Origin of the sequence: Solibacillus sp. FSL H8-0538 (genome assembly GCF_038003525.1) — a bacterium.
Taxonomy (GTDB): domain Bacteria; phylum Bacillota; class Bacilli; order Bacillales_A; family Planococcaceae; genus JBBOPI01.
Genome location: NZ_JBBOPI010000001.1, coordinates 1,738,736 through 1,757,861 on the forward strand (window position 1 = coordinate 1,738,736; position 19,126 = coordinate 1,757,861).

At 39.7% G+C, this 19,126-nt stretch carries 19 protein-coding genes; 12 read left to right on the plus strand and 7 right to left on the minus strand.

The annotated features are described in order from the left end of the window. Window positions 1-50: 50 nt before the first annotated feature. Window positions 51-479 (plus strand): LysR family transcriptional regulator, encoded by a 429-nt coding sequence (locus MHH87_RS08175; protein ID WP_340748822.1) that lies wholly within the window; start codon window positions 51-53, stop codon window positions 477-479. Continuing rightward, a complete protein-coding gene (locus tag MHH87_RS08180) occupies window positions 437-973 on the plus strand; it encodes a LysR substrate-binding domain-containing protein (protein ID WP_340748823.1) in 537 nt (178 codons plus the stop codon). The genes MHH87_RS08175 and MHH87_RS08180 overlap by 43 nt, the downstream gene beginning before the upstream one ends. A 100-nt stretch (window positions 974-1,073) precedes the next feature. On the opposite strand, the gene MHH87_RS08185 is transcribed toward MHH87_RS08180, so the two are convergent. After that, on the minus strand, window positions 1,074-2,171 hold the full coding sequence (locus MHH87_RS08185) for an ABC transporter ATP-binding protein (RefSeq protein ID WP_445683085.1): 1,098 nt from the start codon (window positions 2,169-2,171) through the stop codon (window positions 1,074-1,076). Between the two features lie 93 nt (window positions 2,172-2,264). Beyond that, entirely contained in the window at window positions 2,265-3,125 is an 861-nt protein-coding gene (locus tag MHH87_RS08190) for a PucR family transcriptional regulator (RefSeq protein ID WP_340748824.1), read from the minus strand. 82 nt (window positions 3,126-3,207) lie between these two features. On the opposite strand from MHH87_RS08190, the gene nagA reads away from it, so the two are divergent. From nagA to MHH87_RS08220, 6 genes are all read left to right on the plus strand, one after another. Next, a complete protein-coding gene (gene nagA / locus MHH87_RS08195; RefSeq protein WP_340748825.1) occupies window positions 3,208-4,368 on the plus strand; it encodes an N-acetylglucosamine-6-phosphate deacetylase in 1,161 nt (386 codons plus the stop codon). Between the two features lie 51 nt (window positions 4,369-4,419). Further along, window positions 4,420-4,812, plus strand: a complete 393-nt coding sequence (locus MHH87_RS08200) for a hypothetical protein (protein WP_340748826.1) — start codon at window positions 4,420-4,422, stop codon at window positions 4,810-4,812. 96 nt (window positions 4,813-4,908) lie between these two features. Then, window positions 4,909-6,447, plus strand: a complete 1,539-nt coding sequence (locus MHH87_RS08205) for an S-layer homology domain-containing protein (RefSeq protein ID WP_340748827.1) — start codon at window positions 4,909-4,911, stop codon at window positions 6,445-6,447. A gap of 128 nt (window positions 6,448-6,575) precedes the next feature. Beyond that, the gene (locus tag MHH87_RS08210) at window positions 6,576-7,184 is read left to right on the plus strand and encodes a dienelactone hydrolase family protein (protein WP_340748828.1); all 609 of its coding nucleotides are present in this window, start codon (window positions 6,576-6,578) and stop codon (window positions 7,182-7,184) included. Between the two features lie 297 nt (window positions 7,185-7,481). After that, on the plus strand, window positions 7,482-7,994 hold the full coding sequence (locus MHH87_RS08215) for a hypothetical protein (RefSeq protein WP_340748829.1): 513 nt from the start codon (window positions 7,482-7,484) through the stop codon (window positions 7,992-7,994). 479 nt (window positions 7,995-8,473) lie between these two features. After that, complete coding sequence (locus tag MHH87_RS08220; RefSeq protein WP_340748830.1) at window positions 8,474-9,010, plus strand: dihydrofolate reductase family protein; 537 nt, start codon at window positions 8,474-8,476, stop codon at window positions 9,008-9,010. A gap of 92 nt (window positions 9,011-9,102) precedes the next feature. On the opposite strand, the gene MHH87_RS08225 is transcribed toward MHH87_RS08220, so the two are convergent. The 3 genes from MHH87_RS08225 to mscL form a co-directional block, all read right to left on the minus strand. Further along, window positions 9,103-10,272 carry an aminotransferase class I/II-fold pyridoxal phosphate-dependent enzyme gene (locus MHH87_RS08225; RefSeq protein ID WP_340748831.1) on the minus strand — a complete coding sequence of 390 codons (1,170 nt, stop codon included), beginning with the start codon at window positions 10,270-10,272 and terminating at the stop codon, window positions 9,103-9,105. Beyond that, window positions 10,257-11,384: a methionine biosynthesis PLP-dependent protein gene (locus tag MHH87_RS08230; protein WP_340748832.1), complete on the minus strand. Its 1,128-nt coding sequence runs from the start codon at window positions 11,382-11,384 to the stop codon at window positions 10,257-10,259. The genes MHH87_RS08225 and MHH87_RS08230 overlap by 16 nt, the downstream gene beginning before the upstream one ends. Before the next feature lie 179 nt (window positions 11,385-11,563). Next, a complete protein-coding gene (gene mscL, locus MHH87_RS08235) occupies window positions 11,564-11,953 on the minus strand; it encodes a large conductance mechanosensitive channel protein MscL (RefSeq protein ID WP_340748833.1) in 390 nt (129 codons plus the stop codon). Window positions 11,954-12,086: 133 nt separating this feature from the next. Here mscL and MHH87_RS08240 point away from each other — a divergent pair, with 133 nt between their 5' ends. Further along, window positions 12,087-12,776 carry a lytic transglycosylase domain-containing protein gene (locus tag MHH87_RS08240; RefSeq protein WP_340748834.1) on the plus strand — a complete coding sequence of 230 codons (690 nt, stop codon included), beginning with the start codon at window positions 12,087-12,089 and terminating at the stop codon, window positions 12,774-12,776. 56 nt (window positions 12,777-12,832) lie between these two features. On the opposite strand, the gene MHH87_RS08245 is transcribed toward MHH87_RS08240, so the two are convergent. Beyond that, window positions 12,833-13,087, minus strand: a complete 255-nt coding sequence (locus MHH87_RS08245) for a GlsB/YeaQ/YmgE family stress response membrane protein (protein ID WP_340748835.1) — start codon at window positions 13,085-13,087, stop codon at window positions 12,833-12,835. A 107-nt stretch (window positions 13,088-13,194) separates the two neighbouring features. After that, a complete protein-coding gene (locus MHH87_RS08250; protein WP_340748836.1) occupies window positions 13,195-13,737 on the minus strand; it encodes a cysteine hydrolase family protein in 543 nt (180 codons plus the stop codon). Window positions 13,738-14,730: 993 nt separating this feature from the next. Between MHH87_RS08250 and ilvD the strand changes: the two genes are divergently transcribed. From ilvD to ilvN, 3 genes are all read left to right on the plus strand, one after another. Next, window positions 14,731-16,401, plus strand: a complete 1,671-nt coding sequence (ilvD, locus tag MHH87_RS08255) for a dihydroxy-acid dehydratase (RefSeq protein WP_340748837.1) — start codon at window positions 14,731-14,733, stop codon at window positions 16,399-16,401. Between the two features lie 403 nt (window positions 16,402-16,804). After that, window positions 16,805-18,556, plus strand: a complete 1,752-nt coding sequence (ilvB, locus tag MHH87_RS08260; RefSeq protein ID WP_340748838.1) for a biosynthetic-type acetolactate synthase large subunit — start codon at window positions 16,805-16,807, stop codon at window positions 18,554-18,556. Then, complete coding sequence (gene ilvN / locus MHH87_RS08265; RefSeq protein ID WP_340748839.1) at window positions 18,553-19,068, plus strand: acetolactate synthase small subunit; 516 nt, start codon at window positions 18,553-18,555, stop codon at window positions 19,066-19,068. Before ilvB ends, ilvN begins: the two co-directional genes overlap by 4 nt. Window positions 19,069-19,126 lie beyond the last annotated feature (58 nt).

Sequence of the window (19,126 nt, forward strand, 5' to 3'; positions counted from 1 at the left end):
TATATGATAGCCATATTGAATATGCCAAAAAGGAATAATGGGGGAATACGATGAATTTAAGAGAGTTAGAAGTAATTAAAATAATTGTCGAATGTGGAAGCTTTTCAATGGCAAGTGAGCAGCTATTTATCGCACAACCAGCATTATCGAAAACAATTCAAAGGCTGGAGAAAAAAATTGGCGCAACTCTTTTTGAGCGATCAAATCGGATCGTTCGAATAACTAATGAAGGTCAACTTGTCTATGAAAAAGCGGTCACAATGTTACAACAAATGAAGGAGTTAAAAATCGAGCTTAAAGATATGAATGAACATGTTAAAGGGCATCTAAAAGTCGGCCTTCCTCAAATTATTGGTACCTTTTTCTTTCCACAAGTGGCGAAAGCTTTCTCTTTGAGTTTAAGGAAGTTACTCTTGAAATCGTCGAAGAAGGTGGTTTGCGTGTCGAAAAACTCGTTGAAAAGGGTGAAGTCGATGTAGCTTTTGTCGTAATACCTACACAAAGTAAGGAACTAGAGGAACAGTTGATTTTTGAAGCGCCGTTTGTTGCGTGCTTGCCCAAAAAACACTTCTTAAAAGATGAACACCAAATTACATTAGCACAGCTACAACATGACGAATGGATTTTATTTGATGCTACATTTGCCTTGCGCCAGATCGTTATTGATAGCTGTCGTAGGGAGAACTTTGTACCGAATATTGCATATAGTACGACGCAGTGGGACTTGCTAATGGCATTAGTTCGTGATGAGCTAGGAGTTGCTATTGTACCAAGACCGCTAACTGAAATGTATATACAGCATCTAAGTGTAAAAGAGATTGGTAGTCAGTATATCCCTTGGAAAATTGGCTTAGTTGTAAAGAAAAACAGTTATAAAACTAATACATTACAAGCTTTTTTGAAAATCGTGTCCGAGGTTTTTCAACCAAATATGGAAATAAAAAATACTGATAGGATTCAATATTTTATATAATTAAACAATTAAGGTAATCGCAAAAAATATAGCACTTCATATTCCCCTCAAAAAAAGACTTAGTTCTACTAATTACAGTAGATCCAAGTCTATTGTTCTTTTATCGAATCCGTTTTTCCGTTTCAGGATCAAAGAAATGCGCTTTCGTTAAATCAAACACTAATTGAATATTGTCACCTGGTTTTGCAGTAGAGTCCGCATTGATTTTTGCAACGAAGGATTGGTCATCGAGTGCAGTGTAAATCATAATTTCTGCACCTGTTAATTCGGCAACTTGCACCTTTACATCGACAACTGCCTGTGGAAACAGCGTAAATGCTTCTGCGTCATTTGAGATATTTTCCGGACGGATGCCGAAAATAATCTCTTTCCCGATGTAGTTTTGCTCCTTAAGCAGCGGCAATTTCGCAGGAGGGATTTGAATTTTAGATGAGCCGATTTCAATCGATTCACCTTGGACAATCCCCTTAAAGAAGTTCATGGCAGGGGACCCGATAAAGCCACCAACAAATACATTTTCAGGGAAATCATAAACTTCGCGGGGTGAACCAATTTGTTGAATATAGCCATCTTTCATGACAACAAGGCGTGTTGCCATTGTCATCGCTTCTGTTTGGTCATGCGTCACATAGAGCGTTGTTGTTTTTAATCGTTGATGTAGTTTCGTAATTTCAGAACGCATTTGGACACGTAATTTCGCATCTAAGTTAGATAGAGGCTCGTCCATTAAAAAAAGCTTTGCGTCACGGACAATTGCACGGCCTAAAGCTACACGCTGACGTTGCCCACCAGATAATGATTTTGGCTTTTTCGTCAGTAAATCTTGTAATCCTAAAATGTCTGCTGCGTTCCGAACGCGCTGGTCAATTGCATCTTTTGACAGTTTGCGAAGCTTTAAACCGAATGCCATATTATCATAGACGTTCATATGGGGGTATAAGGCATAGTTTTGAAAAACCATCGCAATATCACGGTCTTTCGGTTGCACATCATTGACACGTATTCCTTCGATCCGGAGTTCGCCTTGAGATATATCTTCGAGGCCTGCAACCATACGCAGTGTAGTAGACTTTCCGCAACCCGAAGGCCCAACAAGAACGATAAATTCCTCCGGTGCTACTTCTAAATGAAAATCCGTTACGGCAACATAACCGTCTGGATACGTTTTATATAAATGGTCAAATTCTAGCATATTCACTTTTACCATCTCCCTTTTAAAAGAGCGTACCATAACTAGTAATTGGGAAAAATGGGCATATTGCATAAAACTTAAGCTTCATCATTGTGCAAATTACTTTGATAGCGAGCTCGCCATATAAACAGCGAGTGCTCCATCAAATTGGCGAATATTAATGCCTGTTAGCTCTTGAAATTTTGCAAGGCGGTATAGCAGTGTATTGCGATGTAAATGAAGTGCTTTAGCAGTTGTACTCGCATTCAAGCCTTGCTCAAAAAATGTTCGAACGGTATGTAATAATGTATCATCCTCCTGAATTTTTTGTAGAATTTCTGACTGTAATAGTTCTTTTGTATCGTCGGTCATTTGAGAGGTTAAATGCGACGCAAGTAAAAATTCCATTGTCACAAGTCGTTTAGCAGTAGAAACGATATTCGCTTCACGATACCAGCGATGCTCGCGTGCAAAACGCTGTGCAAATGTTGCATCACAAGTATGAAATTTGCCGATATAAAGCGTGGCATGGATAAAAAAATCACCCTCTAGGACTAATAGGAAAGCCTCTAACTCTTGGTCGCTTATTTGTGCGCTGTCACGTTCAATAAGTACATTAAAGCTAGGAGATAATGACACAAAGGTAAGTGCATTTTCAAAGAAAGCCGCTGTCGCTTGTTGCAGTTCCGCTACATTGACTGGCTGCTGTGTAAAAATTTGGAGGACGCGGATTTGTTCTGTGATGGCAATAGGCGCCGCTTTCTCACCTAACAAAAATGCTTCCCAAGGCGAATAGTTCTTTTTCGATTGCACGTCCCAAACAGACGATAAAAGCTGGAAATCTCGTTCAGTCACTTCTTGTTTCGATATGGTAATCCATACATGTTGTGCGGCATTGAAAAAGATATAGCAAGCTTCATGTTCAGTCGGAAAGTTTGGAAATATACGTAAGGATGGAAATAGGGATTGCAATGCATACATATTTATTCACAACCTAACTTAGAAATAGTTTACAATTATTTGTAAATTCACTATAACAAAAAATGGAGTGGAGGGCACATCGATGTCAACCTTATTGCTAAAAAATATCGTTGTAGGTAATGCATTTCAGGCAGCGTTGCGACAAGATGTATATATAGAAGACGGGAAAATCAGTGAATGTGGGCATCAATTACAACGATTAGCGCATATGGAAATTGACTTTTCGGATAAAGAACTGCTAGCTGTGCCAGGCTTTATTGATATTCATATACATGGAGCGAACGGACATGATGTCATGGATTCGACGCAAGAAGCACTACACGGAATGGCGAAGGTGTTACCGCAGGAAGGAACGACAAGCTTTCTTGCCACGACGATGACACACTCACCTAATGCAATTGGTGAAGCGCTAAAAGCAGTAGCAAAATTCGAACAAGAAATCGGTGAGGCAAGTTTACTCGGTGTGCACCTAGAGGGACCATTTGTGTCACCAAAAAGAGCAGGCGCCCAGCCAATTGAACATATTCAGCTACCGTCCATTCAATTAATGGAGGCGTGGCAACACCAAAGTGGCAATAAAATCCTTGTTACAACAATAGCGCCGGAACAAGAGGGAGGCTTAGAATTTACTAAGCACTTTTCAAAGCAGGGAGTCATTATCTCGCTCGGGCACACGGATGCGACTTATGAACAAATGAACGTGGCAATTAAAGCGGGCGCCAAGCAAGTCACTCATTTATATAATCAAATGAGCCCTCTCCATCACCGCGACGTACATGCAATTGGTGCTGCTCTCATTGAAGATGCTCTGACAACAGAACTTATTGTCGACCGCATTCATTCAAGCGAGCAGGCCGTACAGTTGGCTTATCGCTGTAAGGGGGCAAGTCGCATCATCCTTATTACAGATGCGATCCGCGCAAAAGGATTACTGGCTGGGGATTATGAATTAGTTGGACAAAAGGTGATTGTTAAGGATAATGCTGCACGGCTGGAAACAGGGGTACTTGCAGGAAGTATTGTCACAATGGAACAGGCTGCGAAAAATATGCGGACAATTACGAACTGTAGCGAGCAAGAGTTAATTCAAATGACCTCGTATAATGCCGCAAAGCAATTAAACTTTGCATCAAAGGGCGTACTTGCGCAGGGCTATGATGCGGACATGACGATTGTAAATGAAGCATGGGATGTGGTAATGACAATCTGTGGCGGCGTCATTGCTTATAACCGGATGCCTTAACTAGGTTATTTCTACGTTTACTTTCTCATACCTTGAATTGGAGGTGTGCGATTGATAAAAGGGAAACTAATCAGTTTAACAGTTGTCCTGTTATTACTAACGACAGTTTTTATATATGTGCAGGGTGTAGAAAAAGCTAGTGTACCTCAAATCTCTCAAGAGCAACAAAGAGAAATAGATGATTTTCTATCACTTCTTCAAGAAGAAGACGGTTTCTTTGACCAAGTCGGGGAAGAGTTGAAAAAAGTAGGCTACAACAACTTTCAAACTGTTGGAATGATCTATTCGAAAGAGGATATTCGAATTCAAATGATTATTCCACGTACCGAAGAAGTGACGGAACAAAAACAAGAGGAAGTAAATCAGATTTATCACGAGATGATTAGCAAATTCAATTTGGATCCGAACACTTTTAAAGTTGAAGTGAGTCATCCCGAGAAATGAAATTGTTAAAATATGCTATTATCCGTAAATTATATTAAATATATATCGTTCGTGATATGATTGTGCCATTGTCAAAGTAGAAGAGGTATTGAAAGAATGAAGAGTAAGATTGTACTAGTATTAATGGCACTTTTTGTATCAAATATTGTAGCGACAACTGCGCATGCACAGAAGTTTGCTGATATACAAGGCTATGCAACAGATACACAAGCGCAAGTATTCAATTTAGCTGCGCGTAATATTATTAAAGGAACGTCTGCCACAACCTTTTCACCGAACGCCAATATCACGCGTGGTCAAGTAGTGAAGATGATGGGGCGTTATGTAGAAGCAAGTGGTCTCATGCAAGTACCGACAAACTGGGAACAGGGCGACCGATTTAATGACGTGCTAAGAGAAACACCAGATCGTGAGCTCCGTAAATACTCTGCGCTATTACATGATATGGGTGTATTCGAAGGGCAACGTGGCAAATTAAAGCCAAATGAACTGATGACGCGTGAAAATATGGCGCTCGTACTGGAACGACTTGTATCCAGCTTACGTGAATATTCACTGATTGATTACGCATACGATTTACCTGCTAATGTAACGGACTTAACCAATGCGAAGGTAGAGGCACGTCCTTTTATTGAGGCGCTTAATGCACTGCAAATCTCAACAGTGCCGGAGTTTAAGCCAAAAGATACGGTTAAGCGCGTTCATTTTGCATCCTTTTTAATGAAAACGATCGAGCTCATTGAACTTGATCGTCAAGTGCTGTACTTCGAACGTACCGCGGAGGAGCTTGGATTTTCACGGATCGAGACTGTTAAAACGATAGAAGGTTCACGATATACCGTTACGTTTGATGAGCAAGCATTGTCTTTATATACGAAATTCAATGGTGATGAACAAATTAAAGAAGACATTTTAATTACTGGAACGGATTTATTTGGACGACCTCATGAATCATCAATGAGGCTAGTGAATACGTTCCTTAATAATAGAGAACTAAGTATCATCCCTGAGTATCGTCCGGGTGAGCATGGTTCACTATCGGTTACGCTCTTCCTCATGCATGCCTATACAGAGGAAGTGTGGACGAATACGAAAACCGGACAGCAGTTTAGCTATTCAACGCCGTATTATGATGATAACGGTGTGTTCATTAATTTTAATCAGCGTAGCACCCCGATTTTTGAGCATACGTTTACTGGCTATGTTATGAAGCGTGTGGACGGCAAAATTGTGCGCACACCGAAATCGGAGACATACCGCTATTATTATGACTATGAAGGCGTTATGATTACTGATAATACGGCCACGAATTATATAAATGATAGTCGCTACAGTGTGACCAGTGATGGAGACGTCACATTTAACGGTGAAATTATGACGGACCGAGAATTTTATTATTTACCAACTGTTCGACCAGTTGCATTACACTGGAATAATGTATTCGGAGGCTTCACATATCCGGAAGATGCGACACTTGAGGAGATTTTGGCGTTCCATGCAACGGACGGCAAGAAATCAAGCATCCCAACTACATTTATGCATCCTACCGTCATCATTATGGATCAGGACAAAAATATTTATGCGGAAATGGATTTACGTGACGTGACATTCGGTACATTTACTGAAATGAAATAAATGCTGTTGCTAATCTGTTTTTTGTTAATACTTTTCGTGTTGAGACCTTCGTATGAAGACGAATTTAGTTAAATGAGGTATACTAAGATGAGTGCAAGTGCGATTGTAGCACGCCTACTGGAGGCAATATGTATACAATTAGTGAAAAAAACGAACGAGTGACGATTCTTTTGCACGAAATTTACGGCGTTAATAAGTATATACATCATTTTGCGAATCGACTTTCACAAGATGGTATGGATGTCGTCTGTCCAGACTTATTAGGGGGCAATGTTTTTAGTTATGAACAACAAGCAGAGGCGTATCAATATTTTATGACAGAAGTTGGCTTTGAACGAGCGGCAGCTGAAATGAAAGACCTCATACAGTCTTTGCAAACACAATATAAAGAAGTGTATCTAGTCGGCTTTAGCATTGGGGCTACAGTTGCTTGGCTGTGTAGTGAACAAGAGGGGATTAGTGGTATTGTCGGGTACTCCGGCACGCGTATTCGTGACTACTTAGACATTACACCCGAGTGTCGTACGTTACTCCTTTTCGCGCGCTACGAGGCTTCGGTTAACGTCGATTCAATGATACCCGCGCTTACCCGCAAGCAAGTAGAAGTTGTGCGAATCGCTGGAAGTCACGGCTTCGCGGATGTATACGCACCAACGTATACGATGCACTCAAGCAACCGAGCATACGCATTGGTTACTGAATTTTTCGCAAAAAAAAGTAGAAAAATTATTAGCTGATGGTTGACGAAGTTACCGATTTTCCCGGGAATATTTGCATAATCTTTAAAGGTATGTTTTCCATTATTATATGGGGAAATGCCTTTTTTTAGTTAGGTTCGAATTAAAAGGATACTTGGTATTATTAAAATAAGTACAAATATTTTAAAGTGTAACTTGGAGCAAGGCGTTTAGCATCCTCTTAGGAATAATGGTAAGTCTAATCAAAGCAGAATTAGTTTCGAACAAGTTTGTGTTTTTGCCGCCAGAGAATTTAGAACATCTATTGCGATAAAAGGTTAAAATGAAGGTGATCCTATGTCAAATACAAGTGAAATTAAATTAAAGATGTTACTCAGGGAAAACAAAATAAAACAAGCAAGAATACAACTTATTGAAAAATTATTGAAATGCCATAACACAGATCTTTCGGATAAAGAATTTGCTGATTACCGAGTATGTGAGAAAGAATTTCAGACGATATATGAAAAAATAGAAGTAGAAGACATAAAATGTTTTAAGTTTCCTTATAGTGAAGAAACACTTAATGTGACGATTGATTTCCTATTTGATTACTACAAAAAATACGAGAAAGAAAAGATTTTACTTTACCCAGAAACAAGTAGATTTCCTATTAGTGATTGCAATCACCTTTATCTTGAGTATCCAATTGCATTCACTATGCCTTTGATTGAATGTAAGAGCATTATTATCAAGTTGATGTCTGAAAAGAATGATGATGTAATTGTTATTTCTGAAAAAATCAATATCGGTTTTATTATTTGGGAAGATGAACATTCAGAAGTGACAATTGAATATTGGGGGAGTTAACCTTAATTTGGATAACAGAGGTAAGTGTTTGTTGAACAACGAGAAAGAATTCTTAATAACAGGATTTCCCTAAACTTTTTTGAGTATATCAACCTGAGCATTGAACTAGGGCACTGAAAAAGTTGATTTCTACTGAAAATTCTAATATGTATATGCTAAATAGTGATAGGTCATTGGTGCTCTGGCACTCGCTTTCCGCGGGCGGTGGCGAGCCTCCTCGGGCCAACACGATGTTGGTCACAAAGGCGTTGCCACAGGACGTGGCGTTCTTAGCCTTCGTTCCTAAAAGCTCCTGCGGGGTCTCATCTGTACTGCTTTTCCCGCAGGAGTCTCGCGCCGCCGCACCAATGCTTTCTGAATAAAATAAAGCAGAAGCATAAAATTACTATGAAAAAATACTGTTTCGGGGTTTTTCAGTGCCCTCGCATTGAACAGAGCCTTTATTTGAAAGCAGGCAATCCTAAAAATGAGGTGTAGTGATGAGAAGGGTAAAAATGTTTATCGCAATGAGTTTGGATGGTTTTATCGCGACGGAAGACGAGCAATTGGATTGGCTTTATTCAGTAGAAGGTGAAGGGGATAATGGCTACGGCAAATTTATGGAACAGGTAGATTGTGTGCTAATTGGTCGTAAAACATATGATTGGATTAGGCGAGAATCACCAAACGAATTCCCATACAAAGATCAAACGTGCTACGTGTTTAGCCGTACCCCCCAGGAGCAAACGCAACATGTAACATTTATCCAAGAAGACATAGGATCCTTTATTAAACCACTAAAGACTGAATTAGGTCGTACCATTTGGGTAGTAGGTGGTGGTGAAATACTGCGTGCTTGTCTTGAAGCGAATGTAATCGATGAAATCATTGTCACAATAGCACCTGTAATTTTAGGGAAAGGTGTACCGCTCTTTGTAGGACTTGCCCAACAAAAATCGCTTACTTTAATTGGTACACAACAGTTTAATCAATTTATTGAATTGCATTATAAAGTTAATGTTGCGGAGAGTTGTTGATTTACATATTTTGAGTCCAACTCAAATGATGCCTACTAAATCACAAATGATTTAGCAGGCTATTTTTGTTTTACATGCGCCGTTCGACTGAATTAAACTGTTGCAACCTCAGCGGCAGCTTTTAATGCCTGCGCAAAGTCTTCTAGTAAATCATCTTCATTTTCAAGCCCAACAGAGAAGCGAAGTAGCCCGTCTGTAATGCCACGTTTTGCGCGTTCTTCTGGCTCCATTGCCGCATGACTCATTTTGGCAGGGTAGCTTAAGATTGATTCCACACCACCGAGACTTACCGCAAATACTGGAATTTTCATCGCAGAAACAAACGCTTTTGCAACCGAATAGCTTGGAAGACTAAAGGATAGCACGGCACCATTTGATGTTGATTGTGACGCGTGAATGTCGTGTCCTGGGTGACTTGCAAGGCCAGGATAGTATACTTTTTCAACAAGTGGATGTACTTCAAGGAATTTAGCAATACGTTCTGCTACTCGTGTTTCCTCGTTAAAGCGAACTGCCGTCGTTTTCATGTTTTGGATCAGTGTATAGGAATCTTGTACACCGAGTACCGAGCCAAATGAGTTTTGGACGAAGTAAATTCGGTCGCCAAGCTCGGCATCCTTCGTTACAACAAGACCCGCTACAATATCAGAGTGACCTGATAAAAACTTCGTCGCTGAATGAATGACCACATCTACACCTAATTCGAGTGGGCGCTGATGCAGTGGTGTCATGAATGTATTATCAAGGAATGTTAGGGCGCCAGTTTCACGTGCAATTTCAACAATTGCGCGTATATCAGTAATACCTAATGTTGGATTTGACGGTGTTTCCATGTAGATTAATTTTGTTTCAGGCCGAACAGCCGCACGTACTGCATCTACATCTGTAAAATCGACAAATGTATGTGTAATGCCAAAGCGCGGTAGAACTTTTGTGACAAAACGGTACGAACCACCGTACACATCTTCGGTAATAACAATATGGTCGCCAGCAGATAAAATCATAAAGCAAGCAGACACTGCAGCCATTCCAGTTGCAAACGCGAATCCACGCTCGCCGCCTTCAAGTTCAGCGATTGCTTTTTCAAGTGCTGCACGTGTTGGGTTACCTGAACGTGCATAATCATACTCACCGAACTCATCGATTGATTCTTGGTGGAATGTGGACGATAAATACATTGGCACGTTGACCGCACCTTTTTTATCGGCATAGCCTTCACGAATTGCGCCGTGAATTAGCGCTGTTTCTATGCGTTCTGACATGCGAATTCACCTCGTAAGCTTTCAAATACTTGTTGTAAATCTGCAATAATATCATCGGCTTCTTCAATACCGACAGAGAAGCGAAGTAGGCGATCACATACACCGCGCGCCACACGTTCCTCATACGGCATATCCGCATGTGTTTGTGTCGCAGGGTAGGTAATGAAGCTCTCAACCCCACCAAGACTTTCAGCAAACGTAATTAGTTTCATATTTTGTAGGAAAGGGTTGACCATTTCAGGTTCTTGTATACGGAATGATAGCATACCGCCTTTACCTGTATACAGGACGTTTTTCACAAGTGGCTCGCTCTCTAAATAAGCCGCTACCTTTTTCGCATTTGCATCATGCTGTTTTAAGCGAAGGTGCAGTGTTTTCAAGCCCCGAATAATTAACCAAGAATCCATTGGCGCAAGTACTAAGCCCATACCGTTATGAGCAAATGCTAGTTTTTCTACTAGCTCAGCACCTTTTGCAACAACAAGCCCTGCGAGTACGTCATTATGTCCGCCGATGTATTTTGTTGCGCTATGTAATACGATGTCTGCTCCAAGCTCAATTGGGCGTTGGAAGTATGGAGTATAAAATGTATTGTCAACAATTAATAGTAGGTTATGCGCTTTTGCTAGCTCCGCATAAGCAACTAAATCGATTTCCTGCATTAACGGGTTTGTAGGTGTTTCGATAAATAATGCTTTCGTATTGTCGTTAATAAGCGCTGCTACTTCATCAACTGATGTAAATGTGTTGTAAACGGGGTTAATATTGTACGTTTCTGCGAATGTTTTAAACAGGCGGTAAGTCCCGCCGTATAGATCATCAGGCACGATTAATTCGTCATTTGGTTTAAATAAAGAAAGCACTAATTGAACAGCTGCCATACCTGAACTACAGGCAAAACCAGCATCGCCGCCTTCAAGCTCGGCAATCCCGTTTTCTAAAATATCACGCGTCGGGTTTTTGGTACGTGTGTAGTCATAGCCAGTTGATTGGCCAATTCCTGCATGCTTGTAAGCTGTTGACATATAAATCGGTGGGTTGACTGCACCTGTTTTGGCATCGCTTAAATTACCTAGTTGTACTAATTTCGTTTCAATTTTACGATCTGACATGAAATCACTCTTTCTTTGTTAATTTACGAAACATTAAGAATGTATCGATTATTTACTCAATTTAACACTTTCTTATGCTTGCTACAATACGAGATTACATTGTTTTGTGAAAAGTATGTAAATACGATAGGAAAAGTAGCCAAATAAAAAAATGCCGACTTTTTTAGTCGACGAAAGGGTTAGGCTTGCTCTTTTTTTAGTAAATCACGGATTTCTTTTAGTAATTCTTCTTTTGTATCAATTACAGTTACAGGTTTTTCCGCGACAACCTCTTCCTTCTTTCGGTTTAGCTTGCTCAAAAGTCGAAGTGCCATGAAGATTGCAAAGGCGATAATAAGGAAGTCAATAATCGATTGAATAAATGCCCCAAATTGGACTTTCGCGTCGCCTACTTTCCAAATGAAGTTATCATTGAAATCAATACCACCAGTTAATACACCGATCAATGGTGTAATTATATTTTCTACTAATGAAGTAACGATTTTTCCGAATGCACCACCGATTACAACAGCGATTGCAAGATCCATTACATTTCCGCGCATCGCGAATTCTTTAAAATCTTTCCACATAGGGGATATAGCTCCTTTAATGTAAATATTGTTAATATTCTATTTTAGTTGTTAATAAAAATATTTTCAACTATGAAAATGGTACACAACAACGATATAATATAATGATTAGAAAATAAGATAGGTGGCATGTATGGCAAATAACAAGAAGAAGAAACCACTCATTTCGCCTAGTATGAAGCTGTTTTTAATTGTATTACTCATTCCAGTTTCGATTACAGTCTATTTTTTGGCATATTTAGCGTGGGATGATTTACGGAAGCTCTCCATCTTTGAAGGGTTTGGCGAGCGTTCAGTTTACGAGCAAATTCAAGAAAATTTCGATTTAGCAATTCCTCTCGAATATATTCCAATCTATGTGGCAGCGGAAGAAAAATATCAAGTTCCTTGGACACTACTTGCTGCACATCATCGTATTGAAACACGTTTTTCAACGACGAGAACGCTTATTTCTCCAGTAGGTGCAGAAGGACATATGCAGTTTATGCCATGTACGTTTGTTGGTTGGAAACATCCGTCCTGCAAAGGTCTTGGCGAAGGAGAAATTGCTGATGGAGAAAAAATGAATCCAGCTATGATAAAAAAATACGGTGGCTACGGGATCGATGCGAATGGGGACGGGAAGGCCGATCCATTTAATATTGAGGATGCCGTATATTCTGCGGCTAATTTTCTATCCAAAGCCGGTGTTGCGAAGGGCGAGCTAAAAAAAGCAATCTTCCAATACAATCATAGTGATGAATATGTAGAAGATGTTTTGCACTACTATAAGATGTATCGAGATTACGATAATCAATTAAAACAAATTGCCCTAGAACAATAACGAAAAATAAAAACAGAGTGCGACAAATATACAGTCACACTCTGTTGAAAGTAAAGTTACGTTGCTTTGCGCATTGCTTTTAAAATAAAACTTACGATAAAAATTAAGACAACGGCCCCAATTAATGCAGGGAATACATAAAAGTCTGAAACTTTCCAACCCCAATTGCCGAGTAAAGTACTACCAATCCAAGAACCGATAATCCCCGCAACAATATTACCAATAACGCCTCCAGGAATATCCTTGCCTAAAATGACACCGGCTAGCCAACCGAGCACTCCTCCAATAATTAGGAACCAAATAAAACTCATTATGTGGTCATCTCCTTTTAATGTAGATATGATAGCTGATCATAATTATTACCGTATCCTCCTACTTTCAAACATATTCTTTACACATTAAGTGTAAAAAATACTGATTAAATCACATTTGCCCCAAGCGACCCTTTAAAATGACCTAGTGCCCAGTCATGTCCTTGCGCGTTAAAGCTTGCCACAGCGTCCGCATGTACTGTAATGGAATAGCCGCTGTTATAAGCGTCTACTGCAGTATGCAGCACGCAAATATCCGTACACACGCCGACTAAATGAACATCCATAATACGACGTTCTGCTAATAGAATACCCAATTTGGTACCAGCAAATGCACTATAACGAGTTTTATCTAAAAAAATGCAGACGTCCTTATTCTTTTCGTAAGCCGTCTTTACTTTGCCATATAAATCGCGTCCAGCTGTTCTATATAGATTATGCGGAGGGAATAATTTTGTTTCAGGGTGAAGCGTATCTCCCTCATAATGGACATCATTTGCAAAGACAACCAGATCGCCACTCGCAATAAATTCCTCGATTATTGATACGATTTTTCCTTCTAATGCTTGACCAGGTTCGCCACAAGTTAATTTCCCGTCTGGTGCAACAAAATCCACCGTATAGTCAATTACAAGTAATGCTCGTTTCATAAAAAAGCCCCCTAACTATGAGTTTGCTTTATTATGACATTATCTAAGCAGAAGTGGCAGAAAAAAAGTTCACAAAAGTTTCGAAAACTTTTGCAAAAAGGTATTGATTTGTAGTATAGTAATAAAAAATAATCTATGGGGTGATGTTTATGGATCTAGCTGTCATGAGAAAATTAAATCGTCAAGGATTAGCATTCGCCGCGTTACACACTATTATCTTTTTAAATTTGGCTGTTGAACTATTATTAATATAGTAATTATACTTTCTCAAAGTCTAGCAAAATACTGCTAGACTTTTTTTGTGGATAAAATAGTATAGCTTTTCCATCCACATAAATTAGGACATCAACTAGCCCTATTTTGGACGAGTTGTTTGTTCCTAATTTTCCGGATTTAGTTAAAAAGAAAGAAATACGGGGGAATTGAACACAAATAATGCGGAAAATATCCAATCATTTTATCCACAAGCACAAAAATTTAATGCAGTTTGGAAGCAATACGATCCGGAAGATGTATTTTTAATGACTTAAAACAAGAAAATATTCTTAGTAATTTAAAGGTTTTAACGGTTTCGGAGCAATAATAAAAGAAAAAATTAGAATAATTAAAAATATACAAAATTATAAAAAAACTAAACCAAAACAGCAAAAAACATGCAAGATAAAGAGTGAAAGCGGTTTCAAAATGGTTGATTTTTTTGAATTGTATAAATAATTCTAAAAATAGTGTTGACGGTTCGCCTTGATTCGTACTATGATAACAACAATTTAGTACACACGTTGCATACTTCAAACGTCTTTATGACAATCTAGTTTTTGAAAGTACAACGACCGTATTTAAAGGAATTCCTGCTTTCACAGAAGTTCCATAAAAAAGTGATGCCGTTCAAGTGGGCGGAACATCACACGTAGCGCAGTAATAGTTAAACAATAGATATTTACGCTAAAATAGCATTAAATATGGAACAAGCATTACGTGAGGGGCGTTTAGTAAATGAGAAGCGATATGATTAAGCTTGGGGTAGACCGTGCTCCACACCGTAGCCTTCTTTATGCTACAGGGAAAGTGAAGGCAAGAGATTTAGAGAAGCCATTCATCGGTGTATGTAACTCGTATATTGATATTATTCCAGGACATGTCCACTTACGCGAGTTTGCGGAAGTTGTCAAGGAAGCTATTATTGAAGCAGGCGGTATTCCATTTGAGTTCAATACAATTGGTGTTGATGATGGAATTGCAATGGGTCACATTGGCATGCGTTATTCATTGCCATCACGTGAAATTATTGCAGACTCAGCTGAAACAGTTATTAACGCGCACTGGTTCGACGGTGTATTTTACATCCCGAACTGCGATAAAATTACACCAGGGATGCTGATGGCAGCTGTACGTACAAACGTACCATCTGTTTTCGTATCAGGTGGCCCGATGGAAGCAGGTACATCTGCAAACGGTAAGCAATTATCATTAACAAGTGTATTTGAAGGCGTCGGCGCACATAAAGCAGGGAACATGACAGCTGAGGAGCTACTTGATATTGAGAACAATGCATGTCCAACATGTGGTTCTTGCTCAGGCATGTTCACAGCGAACTCGATGAACTGCTTAATGGAGATGTTAGGTGTTGCACTACCAGGTAACGGCACAATTGTCGCAACGAGTGATGAGCGTCACCAACTAATTAAAGAGGCAGCAAAACATTTAGTTCGTATGATTAAAGAAGATGTTAAACCGCGCGATATTATTACAAAAGAAGCGATTGATGACGCATTTGCACTAGATATGGCTATGGGTGGATCGACAAATACTGTACTCCACACATTAGCAATCGCAAACGAGGCAGAAATTGATTATAAAATCGAAGACATTAATAAAGTCGCTGAACGCGTTCCGTATTTAGCGAAAATTATGCCAGCTTCTGACATATCTATGGATGATATTTGCAAAGCAGGCGGTGTCCAAGCGATTATTAATGAATTAACGAAAATTCCTGGTGCTATCCATCCTGACCGTCCAACTATTTCGGGCGTGACGATGCGTGAGCTTGTGAAAGATTATCACATTACTGATGACAAAATCATTCGTACGAAAGATAATCCATATTCTCCTGTTGGTGGTTTGTCTGTATTATTTGGCAACATCGCACCGGAAGGCTCTGTTATTAAAGTTGGTGCTGTTGATCCTTCGATTAAACAGTTTATCGGCGAAGCAATTGTGTTTGAATCACAAGAGGAAGCACAAGAAGCGATTGATCAAGGCATTGTACGCGAAGGCCATGTGGTTGTTATTCGCTACGAAGGGCCAAAAGGTGGTCCAGGAATGCCAGAAATGCTTGCTCCGACTTCAGCAATTCAAGGTCGCGGGTTAGGAACGAAAGTCGCACTTATTACAGACGGACGTTTCTCTGGTGCATCTCGAGGAATTTCAATTGGTCATATTTCACCTGAAGCAGCAGAAGGCGGTCCAATCGCTTTGATTGAAAACGGTGATACAATTGCGATCGATTTACCAAACCGTACGATTAATCTAGAAGTATCTGAAGAGTTACTTGCAGAACGTCGCACAAAATTACCTGTTTTTGAACCGAAAATTAAACGCGGTTGGTTAGCCCGTTACTCAGCATTAGTAACGAATGCTTCTCAAGGCGGCGTTATGAAAATCTAATTTATTTTACTTGAATAATATAAATCGTTGATGAGGTTAAAGGTACTAGAGCATTGTATTTACCAGAGAGTCGGTATTGCTGGAAGCCGATGATACAACTAGTACCGACATCCCCTCGGAGTGAGCTATTAAACGCATTCTTTGCTATTAGATAGTTCCGGGCATAGTCGAAGTGCTCGTTATTAATGAATAGTGTATTACGCTTTGTTGCACGCTAAATTTTCTGTGTATTTGGAATTTAGCGAAAGTGAAATAATTTCCACTATTCGCGAGGTAGCTTTTAGCTATGAACAAGGGTGGTACCATGAAAAGTCTTTTTCATCCCTACGCAAGGTTTATTTTGCGTGCGGAGAAAAGGGCTTTTTGTTTTCTAGTTATTCTTGAATAGGGAGGAGAACACAATATGAGTGCAAATGTTTCAGTAAATGAACAACTTGATGTAAGTTCAGAAGCACAAGAAGTGAAGAAGCCGCGAGATGGTGCTGATATTTTAATTCAGTCATTACATGATCAAGGCGTTGATATAATTTTCGGCTATCCGGGCGGAGCGGTATTACAAATTTATGATGCAATGTATCGCAACCCAATTCGTCACATTTTAACTCGTCACGAACAAGGTGCGATTCACGCTGCTGAAGGTTACGCACGTGTAACAAACAAACCAGGCGTTGTTATTGCCACATCTGGACCAGGCGCAACGAACCTTGTCACAGGTATTGCTGATGCGATGATAGACTCGATTCCCCTTGTTATTTTCACAGGGCAGGTTGCGACGTCAGTAATCGGTACGGATGCATTCCAAGAGGCGGACATTATGGGGATTACAACACCTATTACTAAGCACAACTACCAAGTGCAAGACGTGAAAGATATCCCACGTATCATTAATGAAGCGTTCCATATTGCGAATACAGGTCGTAAAGGTCCAGTATTAATTGACTTCCCGAAAAACGTGTCTCAATCAATATTTAATGAAAATATTCCAACGACACCGGAAGAAATTTACTTACCAGGCTATCAACCCAATTCTAAACCGAACTACTTACAAATTCAAAAAGCAATTCAAGCTATTTCGTTAGCGAAGAAGCCGTTAGTATTAGCAGGTGCAGGTGTGTTATTTGCCGATGCGCGTGGAGAATTGACTGAATTTGTCGAAAAGTACAAATTACCTGTCATTAACACATTGCTTGGACTTGGTAGCATTCACGGCGAACACGAGCAGTTTTACGGTATGGCGGGAATGCACGGTACAGTAACAGCGAATAATGCGATTACAAAAGCAGACTTACTTATTAATATCGGTGCACGCTTTGATGACCGTTTAACAGGGAGCTTAGCTACCTTTGCCCCGAATGCAACAATCGTGCACATCGATATTGATCCTGCGGAAATCGGTAAAAATGTACCTACTGATATCCCAATCGTCGCAGATGCTAAAGAAGCATTAAAAGCACTACTGAAAAAAGAATTTGACGCACCGGATACAACAGCTTGGTTGGAGTATTTAAATGAAAGTAAAAAAGAGTATCCGTTATGGTACGAAGCTGATGGTGTTGAAACATTACCACAGCAAGCACTTGAACTCATTCATAAAATTACGAACGGTGATGCAATTGTTACAACCGACGTAGGCCAACACCAAATGTGGACTGCGCAGTATTACCGCTTAAACAACGACCATGGCTGGGTAACGTCAGGTGGTCTTGGGACAATGGGCTTCGGCTTTCCAGCTGCAATTGGCGCACAATTTGCGAAACCAGACAAGAAAGTTATCTCGATTGTTGGGGACGCAGGATTCCAAATGACAAACCAAGAATTGGCGTTATTAAAAGAATTCAATTTACCAGTAAAAGTTGTGATTTTAAACAATCAGTGCTTGGGAATGGTTCGCCAATGGCAAGAAACATTCTATGACGAACGCTATTCATCATCACTTATTCCAGTACAACCGGATTTCGTAAAACTAGCAGATGCATATGGGGTTAAAGGATACCGCATTAATACTTTAGCAGAAGCGGAGGCAATTCTCACAGAAGCAATTAACTCAGATGAGCCAGTTGTCATTGATTGCCGCGTGAAGCAGCTAGAAAACGTTTATCCAATGGTTGCACCAGGAAAAGGACTACACGAAATGATCGGGGTGAAGAAGGGGTGAAACGTGTCATTACAGTAACAGTTATTAATCAAAGCGGTGTACTTAACCGTGTAACAGGGCTTTTAATGAAGCGCCAATTCAATATTGAATCAATTACAGTTGGCCATACTGAACAGCCAAACTTCTCAAAAATGACATTCGTCGTACATGTAGAAGATGAAAGTAAAATTGAACAGTTGATCAAACAACTATCAAAACAAATCGACGTGCTAAAAGTAAATGATATTTCGGATAAATCAATTGTGCTCCGTGAGTTAGCATTAGTGAAAGTTATTTCACCACCAAATGTTCGACTTGAAATGAATGCAATTATCGAACCGTTCCGTCCACAAGTGATTGACACAGCGAAAAATGTTGTAACGTATCAAGTGGTAGGTCATCCGGAAAAAATTGATGCCTTTATCGAACTAATTCGTCCATATGGCATAAAAGAATTAACGCGTACTGGTGCTACTGCATCGGTGCGTGAAGCACAAAAAACAGAAGGTCCGCAGCTATCTATTTTGAAATAACAAAATAGTTTGCATATAAAGCTGAGTGATCGTATACCGGTCATTCGCTCAAAAAATA